17 protein-coding genes are annotated in these 20,959 nt (G+C 71.3%); 4 read left to right on the forward strand and 13 right to left on the reverse strand.

Annotated features, from left to right (window positions below):
• Nucleotides 1-155 precede the first annotated feature (155 nt).
• Nucleotides 156-1,307 carry a pyridoxal-phosphate dependent enzyme gene (locus tag ACIO1C_RS35400; RefSeq protein ID WP_401871812.1) on the reverse strand — a complete coding sequence of 384 codons (1,152 nt, stop codon included), beginning with the start codon at nucleotides 1,305-1,307 and terminating at the stop codon, nucleotides 156-158.
• A 214-nt stretch (nucleotides 1,308-1,521) separates the two neighbouring features.
• Here ACIO1C_RS35400 and ACIO1C_RS35405 point away from each other — a divergent pair, with 214 nt between their 5' ends.
• On the forward strand, nucleotides 1,522-2,247 hold the full coding sequence (locus ACIO1C_RS35405) for a hypothetical protein (RefSeq protein ID WP_401871814.1): 726 nt from the start codon (nucleotides 1,522-1,524) through the stop codon (nucleotides 2,245-2,247).
• On the opposite strand, the gene ACIO1C_RS35410 is transcribed toward ACIO1C_RS35405, so the two are convergent.
• Together ACIO1C_RS35410 and ACIO1C_RS35415 are read right to left on the reverse strand one after the other, a co-directional pair.
• A complete protein-coding gene (locus ACIO1C_RS35410; protein WP_401871817.1) occupies nucleotides 2,230-2,922 on the reverse strand; it encodes a transcriptional regulator in 693 nt (230 codons plus the stop codon). The two genes, ACIO1C_RS35405 and ACIO1C_RS35410, sit on opposite strands and share 18 nt — an antisense overlap.
• Nucleotides 2,919-4,142 carry a pyridoxal-phosphate dependent enzyme gene (locus ACIO1C_RS35415; RefSeq protein ID WP_401871820.1) on the reverse strand — a complete coding sequence of 408 codons (1,224 nt, stop codon included), beginning with the start codon at nucleotides 4,140-4,142 and terminating at the stop codon, nucleotides 2,919-2,921. The genes ACIO1C_RS35410 and ACIO1C_RS35415 overlap by 4 nt, the downstream gene beginning before the upstream one ends.
• Before the next feature lie 246 nt (nucleotides 4,143-4,388).
• On the opposite strand from ACIO1C_RS35415, the gene ACIO1C_RS35420 reads away from it, so the two are divergent.
• Complete coding sequence (locus tag ACIO1C_RS35420; RefSeq protein WP_401871821.1) at nucleotides 4,389-5,006, forward strand: haloalkane dehalogenase; 618 nt, start codon at nucleotides 4,389-4,391, stop codon at nucleotides 5,004-5,006.
• 53 nt (nucleotides 5,007-5,059) lie between these two features.
• On the opposite strand, the gene ACIO1C_RS35425 is transcribed toward ACIO1C_RS35420, so the two are convergent.
• From ACIO1C_RS35425 to ACIO1C_RS35435, 3 genes are read right to left on the reverse strand one after another with little or no spacing between them, the layout of a single operon-like run.
• Nucleotides 5,060-6,055 (reverse strand): D-cysteine desulfhydrase family protein, encoded by a 996-nt coding sequence (locus ACIO1C_RS35425; RefSeq protein ID WP_401871824.1) that lies wholly within the window; start codon nucleotides 6,053-6,055, stop codon nucleotides 5,060-5,062.
• Between the two features lie 56 nt (nucleotides 6,056-6,111).
• A complete protein-coding gene (locus ACIO1C_RS35430; RefSeq protein ID WP_401871826.1) occupies nucleotides 6,112-7,062 on the reverse strand; it encodes a ribose-phosphate diphosphokinase in 951 nt (316 codons plus the stop codon).
• Between the two features lie 44 nt (nucleotides 7,063-7,106).
• Nucleotides 7,107-8,318 (reverse strand): MFS transporter, encoded by a 1,212-nt coding sequence (locus tag ACIO1C_RS35435; RefSeq protein WP_401871828.1) that lies wholly within the window; start codon nucleotides 8,316-8,318, stop codon nucleotides 7,107-7,109.
• Nucleotides 8,319-8,377: 59 nt separating this feature from the next.
• Here ACIO1C_RS35435 and ACIO1C_RS35440 point away from each other — a divergent pair, with 59 nt between their 5' ends.
• Together ACIO1C_RS35440 and ACIO1C_RS35445 are read left to right on the forward strand one after the other, a co-directional pair.
• Nucleotides 8,378-9,376 (forward strand): ArsR/SmtB family transcription factor, encoded by a 999-nt coding sequence (locus ACIO1C_RS35440; RefSeq protein WP_401871830.1) that lies wholly within the window; start codon nucleotides 8,378-8,380, stop codon nucleotides 9,374-9,376.
• Nucleotides 9,377-9,591: 215 nt separating this feature from the next.
• Entirely contained in the window at nucleotides 9,592-10,713 is a 1,122-nt protein-coding gene (locus tag ACIO1C_RS35445; RefSeq protein WP_401871833.1) for a peptidoglycan-binding protein, read from the forward strand.
• A 94-nt stretch (nucleotides 10,714-10,807) separates the two neighbouring features.
• Here the strand turns inward: ACIO1C_RS35445 and ACIO1C_RS35450 are convergent, their stop codons facing one another.
• The 7 genes from ACIO1C_RS35450 to ACIO1C_RS35480 all read right to left on the reverse strand — a co-directional run bounded on the left by ACIO1C_RS35450 (nucleotide 10,808) and on the right by ACIO1C_RS35480 (nucleotide 20,951).
• Nucleotides 10,808-12,067 carry an SGNH/GDSL hydrolase family protein gene (locus tag ACIO1C_RS35450; RefSeq protein ID WP_401871835.1) on the reverse strand — a complete coding sequence of 420 codons (1,260 nt, stop codon included), beginning with the start codon at nucleotides 12,065-12,067 and terminating at the stop codon, nucleotides 10,808-10,810.
• Nucleotides 12,064-14,511, reverse strand: coding sequence for a glycosyl hydrolase family 95 catalytic domain-containing protein (locus ACIO1C_RS35455; protein ID WP_401871837.1), 2,448 nt, complete (start codon nucleotides 14,509-14,511; stop codon nucleotides 12,064-12,066). Before ACIO1C_RS35455 ends, ACIO1C_RS35450 begins: the two co-directional genes overlap by 4 nt.
• Nucleotides 14,512-14,618: 107 nt before the next feature.
• Nucleotides 14,619-16,451 carry an alpha-galactosidase D gene (locus tag ACIO1C_RS35460; RefSeq protein WP_401871840.1) on the reverse strand — a complete coding sequence of 611 codons (1,833 nt, stop codon included), beginning with the start codon at nucleotides 16,449-16,451 and terminating at the stop codon, nucleotides 14,619-14,621.
• A gap of 112 nt (nucleotides 16,452-16,563) precedes the next feature.
• Entirely contained in the window at nucleotides 16,564-17,490 is a 927-nt protein-coding gene (locus ACIO1C_RS35465; RefSeq protein WP_401871843.1) for a carbohydrate ABC transporter permease, read from the reverse strand.
• Nucleotides 17,487-18,431 (reverse strand): carbohydrate ABC transporter permease, encoded by a 945-nt coding sequence (locus tag ACIO1C_RS35470; RefSeq protein ID WP_401871846.1) that lies wholly within the window; start codon nucleotides 18,429-18,431, stop codon nucleotides 17,487-17,489. The genes ACIO1C_RS35465 and ACIO1C_RS35470 overlap by 4 nt, the downstream gene beginning before the upstream one ends.
• Before the next feature lie 22 nt (nucleotides 18,432-18,453).
• Nucleotides 18,454-19,767: an ABC transporter substrate-binding protein gene (locus tag ACIO1C_RS35475; RefSeq protein WP_401871849.1), complete on the reverse strand. Its 1,314-nt coding sequence runs from the start codon at nucleotides 19,765-19,767 to the stop codon at nucleotides 18,454-18,456.
• A gap of 8 nt (nucleotides 19,768-19,775) precedes the next feature.
• Nucleotides 19,776-20,951 (reverse strand): ROK family protein, encoded by a 1,176-nt coding sequence (locus tag ACIO1C_RS35480; protein WP_401871852.1) that lies wholly within the window; start codon nucleotides 20,949-20,951, stop codon nucleotides 19,776-19,778.
• Nucleotides 20,952-20,959: the final 8 nt, after the last annotated feature.

A 20,959-nucleotide genomic window follows, 5' to 3' on the forward strand; every position in this document is an offset into this window, starting at 1 on the left:
TCGTCCGACAGAACCAACTCGGCCTTCGGCCGTCCAGTACGTGCCACAGGCCAAGTCTAAACATCTGAACAGAATTCCTGACTCAGAAGACTAGGACGTATCCGCGAAGTGGAGCCGTGCGCCCGCAGGGCCAGACACCGCTTCGCGGACACGCCCTACGGCGGTGGCGCCCCCTCCGTACTCAGGAGGACCACCGTCGATCCCGCGTCGACGCCCAGCAGTCGGCGGCGGTCCGCCCCGTCGTCGCCAGGAGCGGCGGCAAGGGTGGCGCGCGCCGCCGCCAGGCAGGCGGCCCCGCACGGACCCGACGACACTCCGAGGCGGTCCAGTTCGGCCACCGCGCGGGCCGACGCCGGGTCGGCGACGGTGACACACGCGTCCAGGCCTCCCCGGAGATACGGCCAGGCGAGCGGGGACGGGGTACCGCAGTTCAGCCCCGCCATGATCGTCCTGCCGGTCCCGACGCTGAGCGGCCGGCCCGCGGCGAGGCTGGACCGTACGCACGCGGCGGTGTCCGGCTCGACACCCAGCAGGGCCGTCGAGCGGCCGGCGGCGGTGCCGCGGTAGTGCGCGACGGCGGCCTGGGCCAGGGAACCGACCCCCATCGGCACCACGGCCAGGGACGGCGCGGGGGCGCCGGCCGCGCGCAGTTGCGCGTCGATCTCGTGGAACAGCGTGGAGTACCCGTCCACGATCCAGCGCGGGATCCGTTCGTACCCCTCCCACGCGGTGTCCTGCACGAGCACGGCGGAGTCCCGCGAGGCCGCCACCCCGGCCGCGTACCGGACGGTGGTGTCGTAGCCGGCGGCCCTGACGTCCACCCGGGCGCCTTCGGCGGCGATGGTCCCGGCCGTACGGGCGCCGACCGCCTCGGGGAGGAAGATCCGTACCGGCAGGCCCAGCAGCCGTCCCGTACGGGCCAGCGCGTGGCCGTGGTTGCCGTCGCTGGCGGCGATCAGTTCCAGCGGGGGCAGGGCGGCGACGCGTGCGCGCATCTCCTCGACGGTCGCCGGGCCCGGCGGTGCGCCCACCCGCTCGGCGAGGACGCGGTGGACCGCGTACGAGACGCCGAGCGCCTTGAACGCCGGGAGTCCGAGGCGGGTCGACTCGTCCTTGACGAAGGCACGCCGGACGCCCAGTTCGGCGGCGACCGCGGGCAATTCGACCAGTGGGGTCGGGCCGGGCGCGGGCAGGCCCGCGTGGAAGAGGGGCACATCGGCCGGTGGCGGCTCGCAGGTCCAGTCCCTCGCTGTCGCGTTCACGTACCAGGAAGGGGCGCTGTCGACGGCTCGCGGTGCGGGGGACACCCGCCCACCCTCTCGTGTGCGGACCCGCCGGGTAAAGCGGCACTCCACAGGGTGGGACGGCCGGGCCGCGGGGCCGAACGCACGTACAGGACAAGCACCGCAGTATCCTTTCGCATACTATTTGCCCAAGTTCCCCCGATCACACGTTTGGTTCCTTTGGGTGTAATTGATTGAATGGTCCATCCTCTTTGCCCGTCGGCGCGTTGTCCGGTGTGTGAATCCACGTGAACTCTGGGAGCGGAACATCGTCCTGGCGGAAGCTTTCTGTGCCAGCGACGAGCGTGTCCGACAGGCGCAGTCGACGCTGGACGACGCGCAGGCCGAGCGGAACAGAACCCTCGCCGCCTTCGCCGTCACCGTCGGCAACGACGGCTCGGTGGCGGATCTGATGGGGCTGAACGAGCGGGAGGTACGCGTGGCCCGCCGCACGGTCGGGCGGGAGGACGCGCGCAGCGTCGCCAAGAACCTCCTCCTGGCCTGCGTCGCCGAGGACCTGCCCGAGCCCCCGCCCCCGCCGGCCTCACCGGCCTCCCCGGTCGACACCACCACCGAGATGGAGGTCCATCTGCCGCACCCCAGGGAGGAGATGAATCCGCAGCACCCGGACCCGGCGCCGTACGACCAGCCGCCCGCCGCGCCCATGCCGGTGCCCGTGGTCGACGAGAACGTCGTCTGGTCGTCGAGCATGGACTCCGTCCTGCTGTGGAGCTGGCAGTCCGGCCTCGACCTCCAGACGGTGGCCGGCGAGCTGGGGCTCGACCTGCGGACGCTTCTGCTGCGCGTGCAGACCCTCGCCGCCGACGGGCTGCTCACCTCGCCGTCCCCGTCGTCCGTCGACAACGGCCAGGCCGGGCGCCACCGCCGGCACTACGAGGAGGACCCGTACACCGCCCTGTTCAGCCCGGCCCCCGCCTCGTTCCCCTCACCCGTCTACCGCTGATCCCCCCGTCCGCCGCTGATTCCCGCCCTCCCCCGGTCCCGGGTCGGGCTGTCCGCGCAGGTAGTTGTAGACCGTGGCGCGCGAGACCCCGAGGATCTGGGCGAGGGTCTGTACGGAGTGCTTGACCTGGAGGAAGCCCCGCGCCCGGAGGGAACGGACCAGTTCCTTCCGGGCGGCGGCCCCCAGGGCGCGCGGGGTCAGGCCCCGGGCCGCCGCGAACGCGTCGGTCACCGTATGCAGTTCGTCGGCGCTCCGTGCGGTCAGGGTCTCCGCGAGCGGCCGGTCCTGGTCGTCGGTCCTGATCAGATCGGCGATGCCGCTGGCGACGCCGGCGAACCGCGAGACGTCGAGGTTGAGGCAGATCGCAGCGACGAACCGGCCCTCGCCGTTCCTGATCCCGATCGAGGTGCTCTTGGCGGCCCGGCCGTCGGGGAAGCGGTTGGGGTAGTTCTGGAGGACGTCGGGGTAGCCGGGGTCCTGGATGCGGGCGAGGCCCAGTTCGGTGGCGGGGTCGCCCACCTGACGGCCGGACAGGCCTCCTTCGATCGCCCGTACGGCGTGTTCCGGGTCGCGCAGGTCGTGCAGGACGACCTCGCACAGCCCCGGGAACATCCGGCCGAGCGCGACGACGATCTTCTCGGACTCCCGCAGCAGCAGCTCGTCCTCGTCGCTCACGGGGTCCCCCCGGTCCGCTCGCCCTGGCCCGGCATCCCGTTCCCGCCCTCCGTGTCCACCTCCGCGTCCTCCTCCGTGCCCTCCTCAGCGACCAGCCGGCCCATCACGGCGGGGGCCTTGAGCCCGGACCCGGTCAGCACCACGACCGTGGTCTGTCCCGGCCTGATGACCCCCCGGGCCGTGAAGAGGTCGACCGCCGCGGCGGCGGTCGCGCTGGTCGGCTCCGCGTACAGCCCCTTGGCCGCGAGCCGGTGGACGGCGGACACGATGTCGGCCTCGGGGACCGCCGCCATGTCGCCCTCCGAGCGCCTGACCGCCCGCAGCACCTCGGGGAGCCGTACGGGCCGCCGGATGGAGGCGCCCTCGGCGATGGTCGGCGCGTGGTCGACCGGTACGGGAGTCTCGCCCCCGGCCTGGAAACTGGCGTGGAGTGGGGCGCAGTTGGCGGGCTGGGCGACCAGCAGCCGGGGCAGGCGGCGGATTTGGCCGGCCGCCAGGAGTTCGGAGAAGCCCAGGTCGCAGCCGAGGACCACACTGCCCGCGCCGGCGACCGTGACGACGTTGTCCGGGGCGGTGAAGCCGAGATCCTCCCAGAGTTCGTACGCGAGCGTCTTGACGCCCTGGAGGAAGAACGGGTGCCAGTTGTGGCTGGCGTAGGCGGTGTCGGCCGAGCGGCGGACGGCCTCGGCCGCCGTCGCGTCCCGGTCGCCCGGCACCAGGCGCACCCGCGCCCCGTACGCCCGGCTCTGGAGGATCTTCGCCTCCGACGTCGACTCGGGGACGAGGATCTCGGCGCGCAGGCCCGCGGCGGCGGAGTAGGCCGCGACGGAGGCACCCCCGTTGCCCGAGCTGTCCTCGATCACGTCCGTGACGCCCCGCCCCGCCAGGTGGGAGATCATCACGCTCGTCCCGCGGTCCTTGAAGCTGCCCGTCGGGCTGAACCACTCCAGCTTGAAGGAGACCTGGACCGCGCCCCAGGACGAGGCGAGCAGCGGCGTTCCGCCCTCGCCGAGCGAGACGGGGTGGTCCACCGCGAGGGGCAGGGCCGCGCGGTAGCGCCAGAGGGAGCGGGTGCCGGTGTCCAGGTCGTCGCGGCCGATGCCCGGCAGCGGGGTCACGGTCAACGGCGCGCCGTCGTCGCCGCGCCAGCGCCGGCCGGTCAGCGGGTAGGTCCGGCCCGACCGCTCGTCGAGATAGCGGGGTGGTGACGGACGTTCCATGGTCGGCTGCCCTTCGAACGGTCGCACGGGTTGGACGGGTTGGACGGGTTGGACGGGTTGGACGGGTTGGACGGAAAATACAAAAGTAGACCCTTCGTCAAGACGCAGCGCGTGGTAACGGTCACCTCCGCTCTCCGCGCACGTCGCTTCCTTTGGCCTGATCGTTCGTTGTGCCGGCCGGCGCTTGTCACTTTTGTCGCAGCCGTGAAGGGAACGCCACTGACACGTGGCGGGGATGGAGTCGAGATGAGCCCTGTGACCGGCGAGAAGCGGCGCATCGATGTGGAGGGCACCGGGATCGCGTTCGTCGAAGCGGGACAAGGCGACCCGATCGTCTTCCTCCACGGCAACCCGACCTCGTCGTACGTGTGGCGCAACGTGATGCCCCACGTCACGGGACTCGGTCGCTGCCTGGCACCCGACCTGCCCGGAATGGGCGACTCGGACCCGCTGCCCAGGCGCCGCATGCGACTGGCCGACCACGCCGCCTTCCTGGAGCGCCTGCTCGACCGGCTGGACGTTCGGGAGCGCGTCGTGCTCGTGGTGCACGACTGGGGCTCGGTGCTCGGCTTCGACTGGGCGCGCCGTCATCCCGACGCGGTACGCGGCATCGCGTACATGGAAGCGATCGTGGCGCCGTTGACGCCGGCGCACTTCGCCGACGGGGGCGAGTTCGTCGGACGCGTCCGCGGCCCCGAGGGGGAAAAGCTCGTCCTCGACGACAATGTGTTCATCGAGAGCTTCCTTCCCGGTGGCGTGCTGCGGGAGCTCACCCCGGAGGAACTGGACGTCTACCGCCGCCCTTGGCGCGAGCCCGGCGAAGCACGCCGCCAGATGCTGGTCTGGCCGCGCGAGCTGCCCTGACCGCGTGCGTTCCACGGCCCGGCGGGGGACCCCGCACACGGGACGGGCCGGTGTTACGGGCGGCCGTGGACGGTCGAGGAGGCGGTGACGGCACTCCGCGCCCGCGCCATCGCGGGGCCGTGGCCGAAGAGTCCGGGCAGCCCGCCGGTGTGCAGGAAGACGGTGCGCTGTCCCGGCCGTACGTCCCCCTCGGCGACCGCCGCGATCAGACCGGCCATGGCGCGGCCCGTGTACACCGGGTCCAGCACCACACCCTCCGCGCGCGCCGTCACCGTGAGCGCGTCCATCACGCCGTCGGTGAGTTCCGCGTACCCCGCGCCGACCTGGTCCCGGCGCAGACGCAGCGTGTACGGAGCCCGTGTCCCGGGCCCCGCGAGGCCGGCGACGAAGTCCGAGACGACCTGACCGGGGTCGGTGACGGCTCCGACGTCCACGCCGAGGACACGGTCCGCGCCGAGCGCGTGGACCAGGCCCGCCATCGTGCCGCCGGATCCCATCGCGACCACCACCGTCGCCAGGTCGGGGGCCTGGGCCAGCAGTTCGCGCCCCGCTTCCGCGTATCCCCGGGCGGCCAGGACGCTCGATCCGCCGAAGGGGATCACCGCGGGCTCGGCGCCCTCGGCACGCGACTCCTCCGCGACCTCGCGCAGGACGGCGCCAAGACCCGCCTGGTCGACGTCGCCCGCCCAGACGATCCGGGCGCCGAGGAGGCCGTCGAGCGCGATGTTCCCGCTCACCGCGTCGGGCGGTGAGCCTTTCAGTACGAGGACGGCGTCCATGCCGAGACGCGCCGCGGCGGCGGCCGTGAGCCTGGCGTGGTTGCTCTGCGGCGCACCGCTGGTGACCAGGGTCCTGGCGCCCTGCCGGAGGGCCGCTCCCGCGGTCCACTCCAGCTTGCGCACCTTGTTGCCACCCCCCGCGAGACCGGTGAGGTCGTCGCGCTTGATCCAGAGGTCGTCCGGTTCCAGCCCGATGAGCCGGGCGAGGCGCGGCGCCGGCTCCAGCGGGGTGGGCCAGGTGCCGAGCCGTACGGGGCTCTCGTCGCTCATCCGGCTCTCTCGATCGGATCGCAGGGAAAGGTCTCTCCAGGGCCCTGGCGGACGGGTCAGGTGGTGTGGGCGTCGAACAGGGCGCTGACCGACTCACCGTTGTGGATGCGCCGGACGGCCTCGGCGAGGGCCGGGGCGATCGAGAGGACTTTCAGCTTCTCGGTGTACTCCTCCAGCGGGATCGGCACCGTGTTCGTGCAGACGATCTCCAGCACGTCGGGCTGCGCGGAGAGGCGCTTGAGGGCCCCGGCGGCGAACAGCCCGTGCGTACAGGCGACCCGGATGGAGCGGGGCTTCATCTCGCGCAGCCGGTCGAGGAGTTCGAGGACCGTACTGCCCTTGGCGATCTCGTCGTCCAGGACGATGACATCGCGGTCGGTGACATCGCCGATGACCGCGCTGATGCTGACCCGGTCGTCCGCGAAGCGCTGCTTGGCGCCCGCCGCCACCTGCGCGCCGAGCATCCGGGCGAAGGCCGCGGCCTCCTTGGCGTTGCCGAGGTCGGGCGAGACGACGGTGGTCCGCGACAGATCGTAGTCGTGGAAGTGCGCGGCCAGTTCCCGCAGGGCGTGCAGGTGGTCGACCGGTACGGAGAAGAAGCCGTGCATCTGGGGCGAGTGCAGGGTCATCGCCAGCACCCGGCTCGCTCCCGCGGTCACCATGAGATCGGCGACCAGCCGGCCGCCGATGGAGATCCGGGGCGCGTCCTTCTTGTCCGAGCGCGCGTACGCGTAGTGGGGCATGACCACGGTGATACGGCTGGCCGACGCGCCCCGGGCGGCGTCGCACATCAGCAGCAGTTCGACGAGGTTCTCCTGGACCGGGGTGACCAGGGGCTGGATCAGGAAGACGTCACGCTCCCGGCAGTTGGCCTGGAGCTGCACCTCCAGGCAGTCGTTGGCGAACCGACTGGTGCGTACGGGGCTGAGCGGGACGCCCAGATGCCCGCACACCTCGGCCGCCAACTCGGGATGTGCACTACCGCTGAATACAGCGATGTCTCGCACGAAAACGGCTCCTCGCATGATCGACCGGGGGTCCGTGGGTCATGCTACCGGCCGCTCCCGGACGCCGGATCCACCGCGGGTCCGGGGCCCGCGGTGATCCGCTCCGGCCGCAGACCGGGCGCGAGAGCCAGGGTGACGGTGACGGACGCCAGGGCCATGACCGTGATCGCCGTCGCGGGCGAGGTGTACTGCGCGACCGCCCCGGCGAGGGCAGCCGCCACGCCCTGCATGGTCAGCCGCCCCGAGGTCTCGAGGCCGAGGGCCTGCCCCTGGATGTCGTCCGGGGTCAGCGCGATCAGGCTCTCCTGGAGCAGCAGGCTCGACGCGAAGCCGATCGAGGCGAGGGTGGCGGCCGCCGCCGCGAAGGGCGCCGCCGGGTGCCACACGAACACCAGGTAGGGCAGCGCGAGCAGCAGGCGCAGCGGGGCGCCCAGCCGCTCGCGCCGGTGCCGGGGCAGGAAGCGGCCGGCGAGGGTGTCGCCGATGAGCATCCCGAAGGCCGCGCAGGCGAAGAGCAGGCCCGCGTGCCGGGGGTCGTAGGGGACGAAGAGCGATTCGCAGCCGACTATCAGCCCGTTGGGCACCCACAGGGCCAGGAAGACCGTCCGCCGGGCGGGCGACGACCAGAGACGGCTGTTGGTGCGCCAGGTCTCGCCCACCGAGGGTCTTCCGGCGGTACGGGGCGGGCGGGACGAGAGTCCGGCGGCGGCGAGGACCGCGGAGGCGACGCCGAGGGCGGCGGCGGTGAGCAGGGCCCCGCGCGGGGAGAGGACGGCGAGCAGGACGCCGCCGGTGGCGTACCCGGCGATCTGCATCATGCCGACGGACATGTTGAGGACGGAACGGCCCAGCAGGTAGCCGTCCTTGGGGAGGATCTCGCTCAGCAGCCCGTAGCGCACCCCGCCGCCGACCGACGTGGCCAGGCCCTCGACGAGGAGGACCGTGAAGACGGCCCACAGCGGCAGGCCCGGCACGGCCAGGACGGCGGTGCCCACGCCGACGACCAGGGCGACGACGGTCATCGCGGAGCGCGGGGGCAGCCGGTCGGCCGCGGACAGCAGCAGGGTCGCCCCGAGCACCTGGGCCAGGGAGGGGCCGAACATGCTCAGCGCCGAGAGCAGGGCGGAGCCGGTGGACCGGAACACGAGGGTGGCCAGGGCCAGTCCGCCGACGGTCGAGGAGGCGACCTGCACGGAGCAGGTCAGGAAGAAGGGGGTGAACTCAGGAGTGCGGAAGAGCTGCCCGTAGGTGCGCATGGACGGCAGTCTCATCAGGGCCGTGCCGGCGGCGTTATTGTTTCGCACGGAGGCGAAACATGGGCTGGTGGCAGATCAGCACGGACACCCTGGCGGGCAGCCGGTTCGTGATCTCGCCGCTGGCGGAGACCACGGCGAGCCTGTTCGCCCTGGAGCGGGGCGCTCCCGCGCACCCGGGCGAGCGGGAGTGGTTCGCCGCCCACGGGCCGGCGTACCGGGAGCGGCTGGCCGCCGATCCGCGGGCCGCGGAGCTGGTGCGGGCGGCGCGGGGGAACGGATGGAACGCGGACTTCATGACGCCCACCCCCGGGGCGCACCCGGCCCCCGTACCGGAGGGTGACGGGAGCGCGGCGTTCGCGCGGGAGCTGGCGCGGATCAGGGAGACGCCGCCGGAGGCCGTACGGGCGGATCTGGCGGTGGCCCAGGGCCGGGCCGTCCCGGACCGGCTGATCCGGTCCGATCCGGCGGGGCGCGTCGCCGGCCTGCTGGAGTGGGTCTGGACGGAGACGGTCCTGCCGTACTGGCCGGCCCGGCGGCGGATCTGCGAGGCCGACGTGGTCGCGCGGACCCGGCAGTTGACCCTCGGGGGCTGGGCCGCCGCCCTGGACGGCATGCGTCCGCGCATGCGCTGGCTCGGGGAGGGGCGGTTGCAGATCAACACACGTGACTACCCGCCACGCACGGTCACCGACGCACAGCTGGTGTTCGTGCCGGTCACGCCCCGGTCGGGGTGGGTCTGCTGGGAGGAGCCGCCGCACCGCTACGCCGTGGTCTACCCCTGTACGGGCCCGGCGGTCGCGCCGGGCGGGGCGGCGGAGCCGGAGGCGCTGGGCCGGCTGCTCGGCCCGTACCGGGCGCGGGTCCTGCTGCTGCTCGACACCCCCAAGAGCACAACGCAGTTGGTGGGGCTGACCGGGATGGCGCTCGGTTCGGTGGGCCGCCATCTCAAGGTGCTGCTCGATGCCCGTCTGGTGGTCAGGCAGCGGGCGGGGCGGTCGGTGCTCTACTGCCGTACGGCGGCCGGGGACGGTCTGGTGGCGGCGCAGAGCGAGGAGTGAGCCGCACGCGTACGACTCGCCCGAAGGGCCTCAACGCTCCTGCGATTCGGTGCGAGTTCGAACACATCGCGTTCTTGTTTTGACCCTTTCCCCTTCCATATGACCGGTTATCGATCTACCTGATGACTGATTGTGACTCTTTTCGGGGCCGGGAAGCGCTGCGCAAAACAGTGGCGGCTCTGCATAATCGCTGCGTCCCCAGGAAGGAAACGTCCGTGACGCAGGAATCTTGCCCCCGTTGTTTCGCACCTCCGGGCGAGGCCGGCCATCCCGACTGCGCGTGCGCCACCCGGGCCGACATCGCCGGAACGAGCCTCACCGACCCGGCGGAACAGTCCGGTGACGGCGATCAGATGCATGTACGCCCCTACGTCTCACTGGGGAGCGGGACCGACGCCCCGGACCGCGCGGCCGGGCCGACGGCCGCCGACGACGCCGAGCGCGAGCGCGCCGCGCGGGAGCGTGCGGCCTTCGGTCCTCCCGGCAGCGCCGGGGCCGGAACAACGGCCGTACAGGGTGGGGTGGCGGCAGCGACCGCCGACGACCAGGGCGACGACGAGAAGGACGACCAGAAGGACGAGGGCGGCGCGGGCGTCACCGCCGCGGGCACCGGCGGCGCCGCCGGTGAGGCGGCCGGTGGAGCCGCCGGGGCCGATGGTGGCGCCGGAGAAAACGCCGGCGAAGGCTCCTTCGGTGACGACGAGCCGGACGAGCCGCCCGCCCGCCGCCGCAAGGGTCTCTACCTGGCCCTCGCCATCGCCGTGGTCGCCGCCGTCGTCGCGGTGTCGGCCGGTGTCGCGGTCCGGGGCGGCGGCGGGGACGAGGCGGCGGGCCCCGGCTCGACCTCCTCGACCGCGCGGACGGCGCTTCCCGACGCCAGTGGCACGGCCGACGACAAGGCCTCCCCGACACCGGGCAGTCCGTCCTCGGACGCCACCTCCTCCCCGTCCGACGACCCGAGCGCGAGCCCGTCCGACGACGCCTCGGCGTCCGCGTCCGCCTCCGCGACCTCGGCGAAGGGCGAGGCGGGCGAGGACACCCCGGCCTCCCCCACGGCCTCCACCCCGCCGACCGGGTCCGCCTCCCCCGGCTCCACCCCGTCGTCGGGCCCGGCCGTCCTGCGCGAGGGTGACACGGGCCCGGAGGTGGTCGAGTTGCAGAAGCGGATGGGCCAGCTGCTGCTGCGCTACCTCGGGATGCCCGACGGCACGTACGACGCCGAGCTGGAGCGCGCGGTCGCCCGCTACCAGGACGACCGCGACGTCACCGGTGACCCCTCGGGTGTGTACGGGCCCGCCACCAGGAAGGTCCTGGAGGGGGAGACCGAGAAGCCGTAGGCCGGCCTGCCGGGCTGTCAGGAAGAGGCGAGGGCTCCCCCGTCCGCCGGCGGGGGAGCCCTCGCTCTTCCTTCACCTCAGGTGCGTGCCGCTCTCAGCGGTCGCACCTCAGGCTCTTGAGGTCGACCGCGTCCGCCATCGCCTGCATGCCCTTGTCGTTCGGGTGCAGCCGGTCGCCGCCGTCGAAGACCGGGAGCAGCTTCTCCTGGTCGTACGGGCTGCGGAGCATCCTGTCGAAGTCGGCGACGCCGTCGAGTTCACCGCTGGTCCTGATGAACGCGTTGACCCCCTGCCGTACCGCCTCGCCCTCGGGGTCGTACTCCGACCAGCCCTTGAAGGGCAGGACGGTCGCGCCGACCACACACTTGCCCGCCGCGTGCGACCGCTCGATGATCTCCCGGTATCCGGCGATCAGGTCGGCCACCGTGACGCCGGAGTGCGCCTTGATGTCGTTGATGCCCTCGAAGAGGAGCACCGTACGGACGCCGGGCTGCGAGAGCACGTCCCGCTGGAGGCGGTTCAGCGCGCTCTGCCCGGCGCCGTCCGCCAGGACCTTGTTGCCGGAGATGCCCTCGTTGGCGACGCCCTTGACACCGATCCCGGTCGCGCCCTGGAGGCGGCGGGAGAGGTAGTCGGGCCACCGCCGGTTCGTGTCGGTGCTCGACTGCCAGCCGTCGGTGATGGAGTCGCCGAGGGTGACCACGGCGCCCGTGTTCCTGTCCGTCTCCACGCTCACCGCGTCGAGGTAGTACCAGGACCCGGTCCGGTCGGTCCAGCTCGCGGCGCTCTCCTCGGCGGTGTGGTTGCCCGCCGTGGCGTACGAGGTCTGCATGGCCATGCCGTGGCCGGTCGAGGGACCGCCCGCGCTCAGCACGTGATAACTGACGACCAGGTCGCTCTGGGCGGCCAGCCGGCCGGAGAGCGGGTCGCTGACCACGCTCTCCCCCGCCGCGACGGTGACCGCGCCCGCGCCGCCGAAGGTGAGCGCGCGGTTGCTGCCGCCGACGAGCTGGGCGCCCTCCTTCCGCTTGCCGGCGTACACGCTGTCGAAGGTGACCGGCTGGTCGCCGAACGCGTTGGAGAGGCGGACGCGGGTGCCGGTACCGCCGGCACTGGTGCGCACCACGGCCCGGTAGCTCCGGTCGCGGGGCGCCTCTCCCTGCCGGTCCACACTCGCGCCCCAGGTGACGACCTGGTGGCGGCCCGGCGCGCTCGCGGCCGAAACACGTACAGCCGTCGTGTCCGCCGGCGACGCCGTCGCGGACACCGCCGTCGCCGGCGCGCACAGCGTGACGAGCAGCGCGGAGACGATCCCCACCGCGTACCGGCGGCGCGTCGGCCGCGGCCGTCTCACGTCAGGTCCCGCAGGGACACCGAGGCGCCCGGCTTGAGGCTGACCTTCTGGGTCCTGCCGCCGAACCGCACGGTCGTCGTACGGCCACCGACGCTACGCAGCCGCGCCTCGGTGACCTTGCCGGCCTTCCACCGCAGGTCGAGGACAAATCCGCCCCGTACCCCCACGCCCGCGATCGCGCCGGAGGCGGCCCACGCGTCGGGCAGGGCGGGGAGCAGCTCGACCTGGCCGGGCCGCGAGTAGACCAGCATCTCGATCATGGCGGCGGCGGTGCCGAAGTTGGACTCGATCTGGAAGATGCCCCGTCCCTTCTCGACCTCGTAGATGTCGAAGAGGTTCGGCGCGGTGCCGTTGGTGCCGCCGATGGAGGGCCGGAGGTTGGTGACAACCCCCTGATACGCCTTCTCGGCGTCCTTGAGCCGCGCCCAGCACAGGCTGCGCCAGGCGTTGGCCCAGCCGAAGCTGTTCGTCCCCCGGGCGGTGAGCAGGGCGGTCGCCCCGTCGACGATCTCCTTCGGGGTGGAGGCGTCGGGGCGGATGCGGTCGCCGGGGAACAGCCCGATGAGCGGGGAGAGGTGGCGGTGGGTCGTCTCACCGAGGTTGTCGGGGGACATCCACTCCTGGAGCCAGCCGGACGTGGGGCTCACCTCGGGGAGGTACAGCCGCTCCCGGAGCGCGCCGACCGTCCTGCTGTGCGCGGCGTCCCTGCCGAGGACGTCGGTGGCGGTGCGGAAGTTGCCGAAGAGCGCCCAGACCAGCTCCTGGGCGTACGTCATGCCCTTGGCGTCCTGCGGGCCGTGCTCGGGCGACCAGTCCTTGTCGTCGATGAGCACCTCGCGGGTCCCGCCGGTGGCCCGGTCGGTGACCGTCGTGGTGATGAGGCGTGCCTCCCAGAACTCGACGGCGCCCTTGAGCAGCGGGTAGATCTTGGCGAGGTACGCCTTGTCCTGGGTGAACTCGTAGTGCTCGAAGAGGGAGTTGGCCAGCCAGGCACTGCCGCCGGGGTGCCACCACCAGCCATTGCCGCCGTGGACGTTGGTGGAGAAGGAGACGGCCCAGCCGCCGACCTTGCCGGTGGAGTTGCGGAAGCGGTTGCGCGGGTCCTGGTAGAGGTCGTGGGTGAGCTTGGTCCACGAGGGGAGCTGCGCCACGCAGTAGTCGGCGAACGCGTCGAACAGTCCTGACAGGCCCGCCCGGTCGGCCATCCAGTAGTTCATCTGGATGTTGATGTCGGTGTGGTAATCGCCCATCCAGTCCGGGTCGTTGCCGTCCAGCCACAGCCCCTGGAGGGCGACCGGCAGGCTGTCCCGGGATCCGGCGATCATCAGGTAGCGGCCGAACTGGAGGTACGACGCTTCGAGTTCGGGGTCCGCCTCGCCGTCGGTGTAGCGCGCCCTGACCCGCTCCCAGGTGTCGAGGCCGCGCTGGAACGCGGACGACTGCCCGAGGGAGATGTCCATCCGCTCGAACAGCTCGCGGTGGTCGGCGACATGGCTGTGCAGGAGGGTGGTGGCCGGGTGGCGGGCCGCGGCGAGGACCTTGGTCCTGGCCAGCGGCTCCGGGTCGAGGGCGCGGTCGCGGTAGCCGGTGGCCGCGTCGGGGGCGTAGTCGGTGCCGCCGCTGACGACGACCGTCAGCTCCTTGCAGTCCGTGAAGGTGATCCGCGTACCGTCGACGGTCACCTTGCCGGTGCTGCTGTACGCGGTGACGGCGGCGCCGTACCGCAGTCCGCCGTCCGGGAAGGAGCCGTGGAAGGAGGCGTACTTCCGCGCGCGGTCGGCCGTGGTCTTCTCGTCGTGGGTGCCGGCCAGGCTCACCGAGCCGGTGTAGCGCCCGCCGCCCCGCTGCGTGAAGTGCAGGACGATCGCGTCGTCGGGGTGGCTGGCGAAGATCCGGCGCTCGTAGGTCACTCCGGAGCGTACGTACGAGGCGGAGACCACGCCCTGGCTGATGTCGAGGTCACGCCGGTAGGAGGAGAGCGACGACAGGTCGTGGTCCGGGATGTCGACGGTCAGCCGCCCGAGCAGGGTGAACGAGCCGAAGTCCTGCCGTCCGTAGGGGAATTGGCCGTCCGCGTCGAGGGTGCCGTTGAGGCCGCCGGTCCACAGGGTGGCGTCGGTGACGAGCAGCACCTCGCGGGAGGGGTCGTTGCCGGCGAGGGCGCCGAGCCGGCCGTTGCCGACCGGCAGGCCCTGCTCGATCATGTTCTTGTCGGAGGCCGGCGACTGGTACCAGAACCGGGTGGTCGAGGCCTCGGACAGCAGGGGGGACGTGGTCTGCCGGACCACGGGTCCGGAGGCGGCGAAGGCGGGCAGGCCGCCGAGGGCGGTGAAGGCGCCCACCGCGGCGGCGAGCGAGAGGGCTTCTCGCCGGCTCGGGCCACGGGGGGAAGCCGGGGCGGGCGCGGCTGCGCCGGTGTGCTGGTCGTCCACGGAGCACTCCATTCCGGAAAGGCGGTGCGGGCGTGCGGGTGCCGGGCCGCCGGGAGAAGGAAGGGGCCGGTGCGGGACCCGCGGGACCCGCACCGGTGGTGAGAGATGGCCGCGCGGGATCAGAGCCGCGGTACGGCGATCCGGTCGATGTCGGGCGCGTAGTCGTCGCCGCTGTCGATGGTGACCGTGTTCTTGCCGGCCTTGAGGGTCACCGGGACGGTGACGGTCTCGACGGTCCCCCAGTCGGCGGTGGAGGGGAACTTCAGGGCCGTGGCGCCGTTTCCGTTGCTGGAGATCTTCGCCGGGCGGGAGTCACCGCTGATGTAGGACACGTCGATCATGTAGTGGCCGGCCTTCGTGGCCACGACGTCGTTGAACTGGACCTTCCCGCCCTGGTACAGGTTGCCGACCTTGTGCGTGCCGGAGCACGCGCCGCAGTCGCCGATCGAGGCGTTGCCGCTCAGCGTGTTGGCCGGGGACTCGGCCTCGTAGGCCGTCTTCTCGAAGGCGGTTCCGCGCGGGGTGACGGTGAACAGGCGCGAGCCGTGGGCCGGCAGGGCCTGGGTGACCTTGTCCTTGAACGTGCCGAGGTCTTCCTTGTTCCAGACGTCGCGGACCTTGCCCTGGCCGGTGAAGCCGAGGGACTGCCAGTCGGCGGTCACGGCGGCGGAGGTGTCGGCGAGGTTGAACAGGGCGACGGTGTAGCTGCCGTCGGCGTTCTTCGCGCTCCACACCTGCTGGTCGCCGGTGGCCGTGACGGGCCGCGCGGGCGGGGTGCTGCCCTGGTTGATCGCGAGGACGTCCTTGTTGGTCAGCAGGGAGACGCCGTAGTCGTCGAGTCGGGTGAGGTCGTCACCGGTGTAGAGGGGCGACTTGGCGATGGCCCACAGGGTCATGTAGCTCTGCCGCTCGGCCTTGGTCAGGCCGTCCATCTCGCCGTTGCCGACATCGATGGCGTCGAGGTCGTTCCAGCCGCCGGGACCCGCGAACCGGGTCCACTTGGGTGTGTCGTCGAAGCGGTCGTTCACCGAGTTCTCCCACGACACCAGGGTGTTGCAGTAGCACTCGACGTCGGTGTCGATCCGCCAGCCGTTGGTGTACTTCTGCCAGTCGGCGGCGTGGTTGATGTCCAGCGACCAGGAGACTTCGAGGTGGAGCGGGCGGCCCGCGGTGGCTATCGCCTTCTGCCAGGCGGCCACGTCGGCGACGTTGTCGTAGTTGTCGCCGCTCTTGAAGGAGCCGGGGCCGACGCCGTCCAGCTTGAGGTAGTCGTACCCCCAGTCGGCGAACATCCGCGCCTGCGAGTCGACGTACTTCTGCGCGCAGGGGTCGGCGAAGTCGATCTTGTACGCGCTGTCCCAGCCGTTGGTGGTGCGCAGGTCGGAGTAGACGATGTCGGCCGTGGTGCAGCCGGGCGCGTCGAAGATCGGGACCTTGCCCTCGCCGTACGCCTCCTTCTGGAGGCCCACGGGCAGGTAGATGCCGGCCTTGAGGCCCTTCGCGTGGATGTCGTCGGCGACGGGCTTCATGCCCCGGGGGAAGCGGCCGGGGTCGGCGGCCTGGCGGCCGTACGCGTCGAAGCGGGGCTTCCACGCCATGTCCATCCACCAGCCGGCGTCGATGTTGACGTATTCGTAGCCGTACTTCTTGAGCTTGGACGCGAGCGCGTTCGTCTGCTTGAGGACGTTCTTCTCGGTCAGGTAGCTGTAGTCGCCGTCCGGGTTGAGGCCGGGGTATTTGGACGACTGCATGGACCAGCTGGTCCAGCCCATGAAGGGCTTCTCGGCGAGTCCGGCGGCGGTGTCGGCGGCCGGGGCCGCGGCGGGGGCCTGGGCGGCGGCCGGCTTCGCGGTGGTGGGGGTGGCCGCCATGGCCGAGGGAACGGCGGTGGTCAGGCCGGCCGCGAGGGCCAGGACGAGCACGGCTCTGAAGGGGTACGCGGGTGACCGCATGGGTCAGGACCTCCTGTTGTCGGCGCATGGACGTGCACGGAGCGTGCGTGCGGTCGGGGCAGGGAGACGGGCGTACGGGCGAAAACGGTCGTACGTACACCTGTCCTTCGGCTCAGCCCTTGCCCGAACCGATGGTCAGCCCGCTGATGAACTGGCGCTGGAGCGCGAAGTACACCAGCAGCGTGGGGATCGCGGTCATCAGCGCACCGGCCGCGATCAGGTTGGGGTTGGTGAAGTACTGGCCCTGGAGGTTGGCCAGCGCGGAGGTGATCGGACGCTTGTCGCCGGTCTCGATCAGGGCGAGCGACCAGAAGAAGTCGTTGTAGATCCAGATCGATTCGAGCGTGGCCAGCGCCGCGAAGGCGGGGCGGCACAGCGGCAGCACGATCTGGAAGAACTGGCGCCACACGGGGGCGCCGTCGACCAGCGCCGCCTCGGTGATCTCCTTGGGGATCGTCCGCATGTAGTTGCTGAGGACGAAGGTGCAGAAGCCGCACTGGTAGGCGATGTGGATGAAGACGATGCCCCAGACGGAGTTATAGAGCAGGAACGAGTCGCTCATCCACCCCGGCAGCGGGATCAGCAGGTACAGGCGGTACAGCGGGGTAATGAGCACCTGCGCGGGCAGCAGGTTGCCCGCCGTGAACAGCATCAGCAGGACAATGTTCCAGCGGAAGTCGAAGCGCGAGACGAAAAACGCCACGGCGGCGGAGAACAGCAGGGTGCCGAGGACCGCGGGGACCGTGATGAGCACGGAGTTCCAGAAGAAGTGCGGCATCCCGGACTGGCTCCAGGCGTCCGAGAAGTTCTCCAGGCTGAGGCTGTGCGGCCAGGAGAGGTACCCGTGCTTGCTGGTGTCCGAGTACGGCCGCAGCGAGGTGTAGACCGCCCAGAGCAGCGGGACGAGCCAGAGCAGGGCGATGCCGCCGAGCAGGACATGGCGGCCGGCCTGGCTCTTGGGACGCGAGGGTCCGGATTCCCGGGACGCGGTACGGCGGGTGCGTGAGCCGGCGGCCGGCGGTGTGGCGGTCGCGGTCACTGGTCCTCCTTGCGGAAGGTCTGTACGAGGAAGGTCCCGATGGCGAGCAGGGAGACCACGAGCAGGACCACCGCGAGGGCGGAGCCGTAACCGATGTGGCTGGACTCGCCGATGATGTTGTCGGTGATCAGGAGGGAGAGCAGCTCCATGCCCGGTTTGCTGCCGACGCCGCCGCCGAGCACGTACACGATGTCGAAGGCGCGCAGCGACTCCATGACGGTGACGACCAGGATGATGATGTTGACGGGCTTGAGGGCGGGGAAGACCACCCGCAAGAAAGTCTGGCGTTCGTTCGCGCCGTCGAGCGACGCGGCTTCCTTGAGCGCGGGGTCGAAGCCCTTGAGGCCCGCCAGGTAGAGGATCATGATGTAGCCGGTGTGCCGCCAGGCCGACGCGACCAGTACGGCCCAGAGGTTGAGGTCCGGGTCTCCGAGCCAGTCGATGTGGTGGCCGGGCGCGACCCCGTTGAGGATGCCGTTGAGCAGTCCGTTGTCGGGGTTGTAGATGATCTCCCAGATGAAGCCGACCACGGCCAGGGACAGCACCATGGGCAGGAAGATCGCGGTCTGGTAGATCCGGGCGAAGCGGATCTTCCGGTCGAGCTGGTAGGCCAGGAAGATGCCGAACGGGGTGGGCAGCAGGGCCGTGAAGAGCAGCCAGACGACATTGTGCTGGACCGCCGGCCAGAACGGCGGGTAGTTGGTGAAGATCTCGTGGTAGTTGTCCAGTCCGATCCAGTGGATGTCGGACAGCGCGATGCCGTCCCAGCTGGTGAAGGACAGACCGATGGACGCCAGCGCCGGCAGCCAGACGAAGACGAGCAGGGCGAGTACGGGTATGCCGACGATGACCGCGAGGAAGAGACGGTCACCGGCGCTGAGCCGGCGCGGCCGGGGGCGGGCGCGTGGCTTGGTGGGAGGCGCTGGGCGCACGGAGGACATGGTGGAACCTTCCCGGTCCTGATCAGGCGGTGAAGAAGCGCGAGCGCTGGGACTCGATCTTCTTGAGCAGGGCCGAGCCGTCGTCGGGGTGTCCCAGCCACTGGGTGAGGCCCGGCAGCACGACGGTGGAGATGAAGCCCGGGTCGCTGTCCCGGTCGGCGAACTGGGTGATGTGCTTGGCCGAGGCGATGAGTTCGGCGGACTTCTTCTGGAGGGCGTTGTACGTGCTGGTGTCGGCGCCGGAGTTGACGGCCACGTTGCTGGGGTCGACGCCCATGTAGAGGTTCTCGGCCTTGGCGCCGCCGAGGAACTCCAGGAGCTTGGTGGAGCCGTCGAGGTTCTTGGGCTTGCGGCTGAGCATGAAGCCGTCGGTGGGGGCCTCGACGGTGTCCTGGCCGAAGGACGGGTCGATCGTGGGGAAGGGGAAGAAGTCGATGTCGTCGCGGAGCTTCTCGTCCGTGATCTGCTGGCCGAGGAAGAGACCGATGACGGCCATGCCGGACTTCTTGTCGAGCAGGGACTGGGCCGCGTCCTGCCAGGAGCGGCCGCCCGCGCCTTCCTGGTAGTACGGGCTGATCTCGCGCCAGAGGTCGAGCGTCCTGGTGGTGCGCTTGTCCGTCCAGGCGACCTCGCCGCGCATGAGCGACATGTGGAAGTCGTAGCCGTTGGCACGGAGGTTGAGGTAGTCGAAGGCCCCGAGGATGGACCAGCTGTCACCGCCGCCGTAGCCGGAGGCGATCGGCGAGAGGCCGTCCTTCTTCATCTGCTTGGCGAGCGCGGTGAACGCGCTCCAGGTGGCGGGCGGCTGGTAGCCGCGCTCCTGGAACACACTCTTCCGGTAGAACACGGCCCAGGGGTAGTTATAGAGCGGGACGAAGTAGTACTTGCCGTCCTGGCCCTTGGACAACTGCTTGGCGGCGTCGCTGAAACCGGAACCTATCGTGTCCCACACGTCGTCGACGGGGTGGGCCAGGCCCTTCTTGGCGAAGAACTGCATGCGGTAGCCGGCGAACCAGGTGAAGACGTCGTCCGGGGTGCCCTGGAGGTAGTTGGAGATGCTCTTCTGGAACGTGTCGTGGTCGACGGTGTTCGTCTTGACCTTGAGGCCGCTGTCCTTGGTGAAGGCGCCGGTCACGGCGGAGTAGGCCTTCTTGGGCGTGGCGTCCGCCCCGTTGGATCCGAAGGTCACCGTCTTCGGGTCGGCGGCGGGGCCTCCTCCGCAGGCGGTCAGGACGGGCGCGGCCAGGGCGGCGGCGCCGGTCCCGAGCACGCCGCGGACCACATTGCGGCGGCTCGGGGCAGGGAAGGGCGAGGGGGTGCGGCTCTGCAGCGTCATCGCTACTCCTAGTACGTGTCTGTTCCGATGAAGGACTGGATGGCGGTGGCCGCGGCGCCACGCGCCCACTCCTCGAAGGGCAGCGGCCGTGTCATCACGTCACACTGCGCGGCGGTACCGAAGGCGGACGCGGCGAACGCGTCACGGATCTGCTCGGCGAACAGGTCGTACGCCGCCAGGCCCTCGCCGGAGATGATCACTCGTTGTGGTCCCAGGACGTTGACGACGGCTCCGATGGCCCGGCCGATCGCCTCCCCGGCCCGCGCGTACGCCTCCTTGGCGCCCGGGTCGCCCCGGTGTGCCAGCTCCAGGGCCCGCGCGGAGTCGGTGACCGGCAGACCGGTCACCTCCCGGACGCGGCGGACGATGGCGGAGTCCCCCGCGATCGCCTCCACACACCCGGTGTTGCCGCAGTGGCACGGCGGCCCCAGGGGGTCGATGGACAGGTGGCCGATCTCACCGGCCACGCCGTGGGCGCCCGAGACCACCCGGCCGTGCACCACCAGCCCGCAGCCGATGCCGGCGCCGACCGTCACGAGCGCGAAGTCGGAGAGACCCACGCCCGCGCCGAACCACTGCTCGGCGACGGTCAGCGCGCGGACGTCGTTGTCGACCGTGACCGGCAGCCCCGTCACGGTTCCGGCCAGGTCGGCGAGGGGGACGTCGCGCCAGTCCAGGAAGGGCGAGTAGCGCACGACTCCGGCCGTACGGTCCACGTCGCCGGAGACGGCGAGCCCGAGCCCGCGCACCTCGACCCCGAACCCGTCGGCCTCCGTGAGGAGTTCCTGTACGAGTCCGGCGATGGCGGCGAGCACGGCGCCCGGTTCACGGTCGGTGAGCGGGAGGTGCCGGGCGACCCGGATACGGCAGCACAGGTCGGTGAGGACCGCGATGATCTCGTCGCCCGTCACCTTGACGCCGATGAACAGGGCCCGTCCGCCGTCGACCCGCACCAGGTTGGCGGGGCGTCCGAGGGACGGGCGTGCCTCCTCGTCGACGCCTTCGACCAGGTAGCCGGCCTCCATGAGCGGACGGACCGCCTTGGTCACCGCGGCGGAGGAGAGCGTGGTGCGCCGGGCTATCTCGATCCGCGTGAGCGGGCCGTGGGACAGCACGGTCGTGAAGACCAGGGAAGCGGCCGGCGTCGGTGCCGGAACCGCCTCGGTACGAGGGGTCGAGCGCATGGCCGAAA

The sequence above is a fragment of the Streptomyces sp. NPDC087420 genome (assembly GCF_044744165.1).
Lineage (GTDB): Bacteria > Actinomycetota > Actinomycetes > Streptomycetales > Streptomycetaceae > Streptomyces.

Bases quoted from the DNA above. Each gene is read 5' to 3' on its own strand.
- ACIO1C_RS35415 (WP_401871820.1), bottom strand. From the start codon at position 4,142: ATGGAACGTCCGTCACCACCCCGCTATCTCGACGAGCGGTCGGGCCGG.
- ACIO1C_RS35425 (WP_401871824.1), bottom strand. From the start codon at position 6,055: ATGAGCGACGAGAGCCCCGTACGGCTCGGCACCTGGCCCACCCCGCTG.
- ACIO1C_RS35440 (WP_401871830.1), top strand. From the start codon at position 8,378: ATGGGCTGGTGGCAGATCAGCACGGACACCCTGGCGGGCAGCCGGTTC.
- ACIO1C_RS35420 (WP_401871821.1), top strand. From the start codon at position 4,389: ATGAGCCCTGTGACCGGCGAGAAGCGGCGCATCGATGTGGAGGGCACC.
- ACIO1C_RS35460 (WP_401871840.1), bottom strand. From the start codon at position 16,451: ATGCGGTCACCCGCGTACCCCTTCAGAGCCGTGCTCGTCCTGGCCCTC.
- ACIO1C_RS35470 (WP_401871846.1), bottom strand. From the start codon at position 18,431: ATGTCCTCCGTGCGCCCAGCGCCTCCCACCAAGCCACGCGCCCGCCCC.
- ACIO1C_RS35455 (WP_401871837.1), bottom strand. From the start codon at position 14,511: ATGGAGTGCTCCGTGGACGACCAGCACACCGGCGCAGCCGCGCCCGCC.
- ACIO1C_RS35475 (WP_401871849.1), bottom strand. From the start codon at position 19,767: ATGACGCTGCAGAGCCGCACCCCCTCGCCCTTCCCTGCCCCGAGCCGC.
- ACIO1C_RS35435 (WP_401871828.1), bottom strand. From the start codon at position 8,318: ATGCGCACCTACGGGCAGCTCTTCCGCACTCCTGAGTTCACCCCCTTC.
- ACIO1C_RS35480 (WP_401871852.1), bottom strand. From the start codon at position 20,951: ATGCGCTCGACCCCTCGTACCGAGGCGGTTCCGGCACCGACGCCGGCC.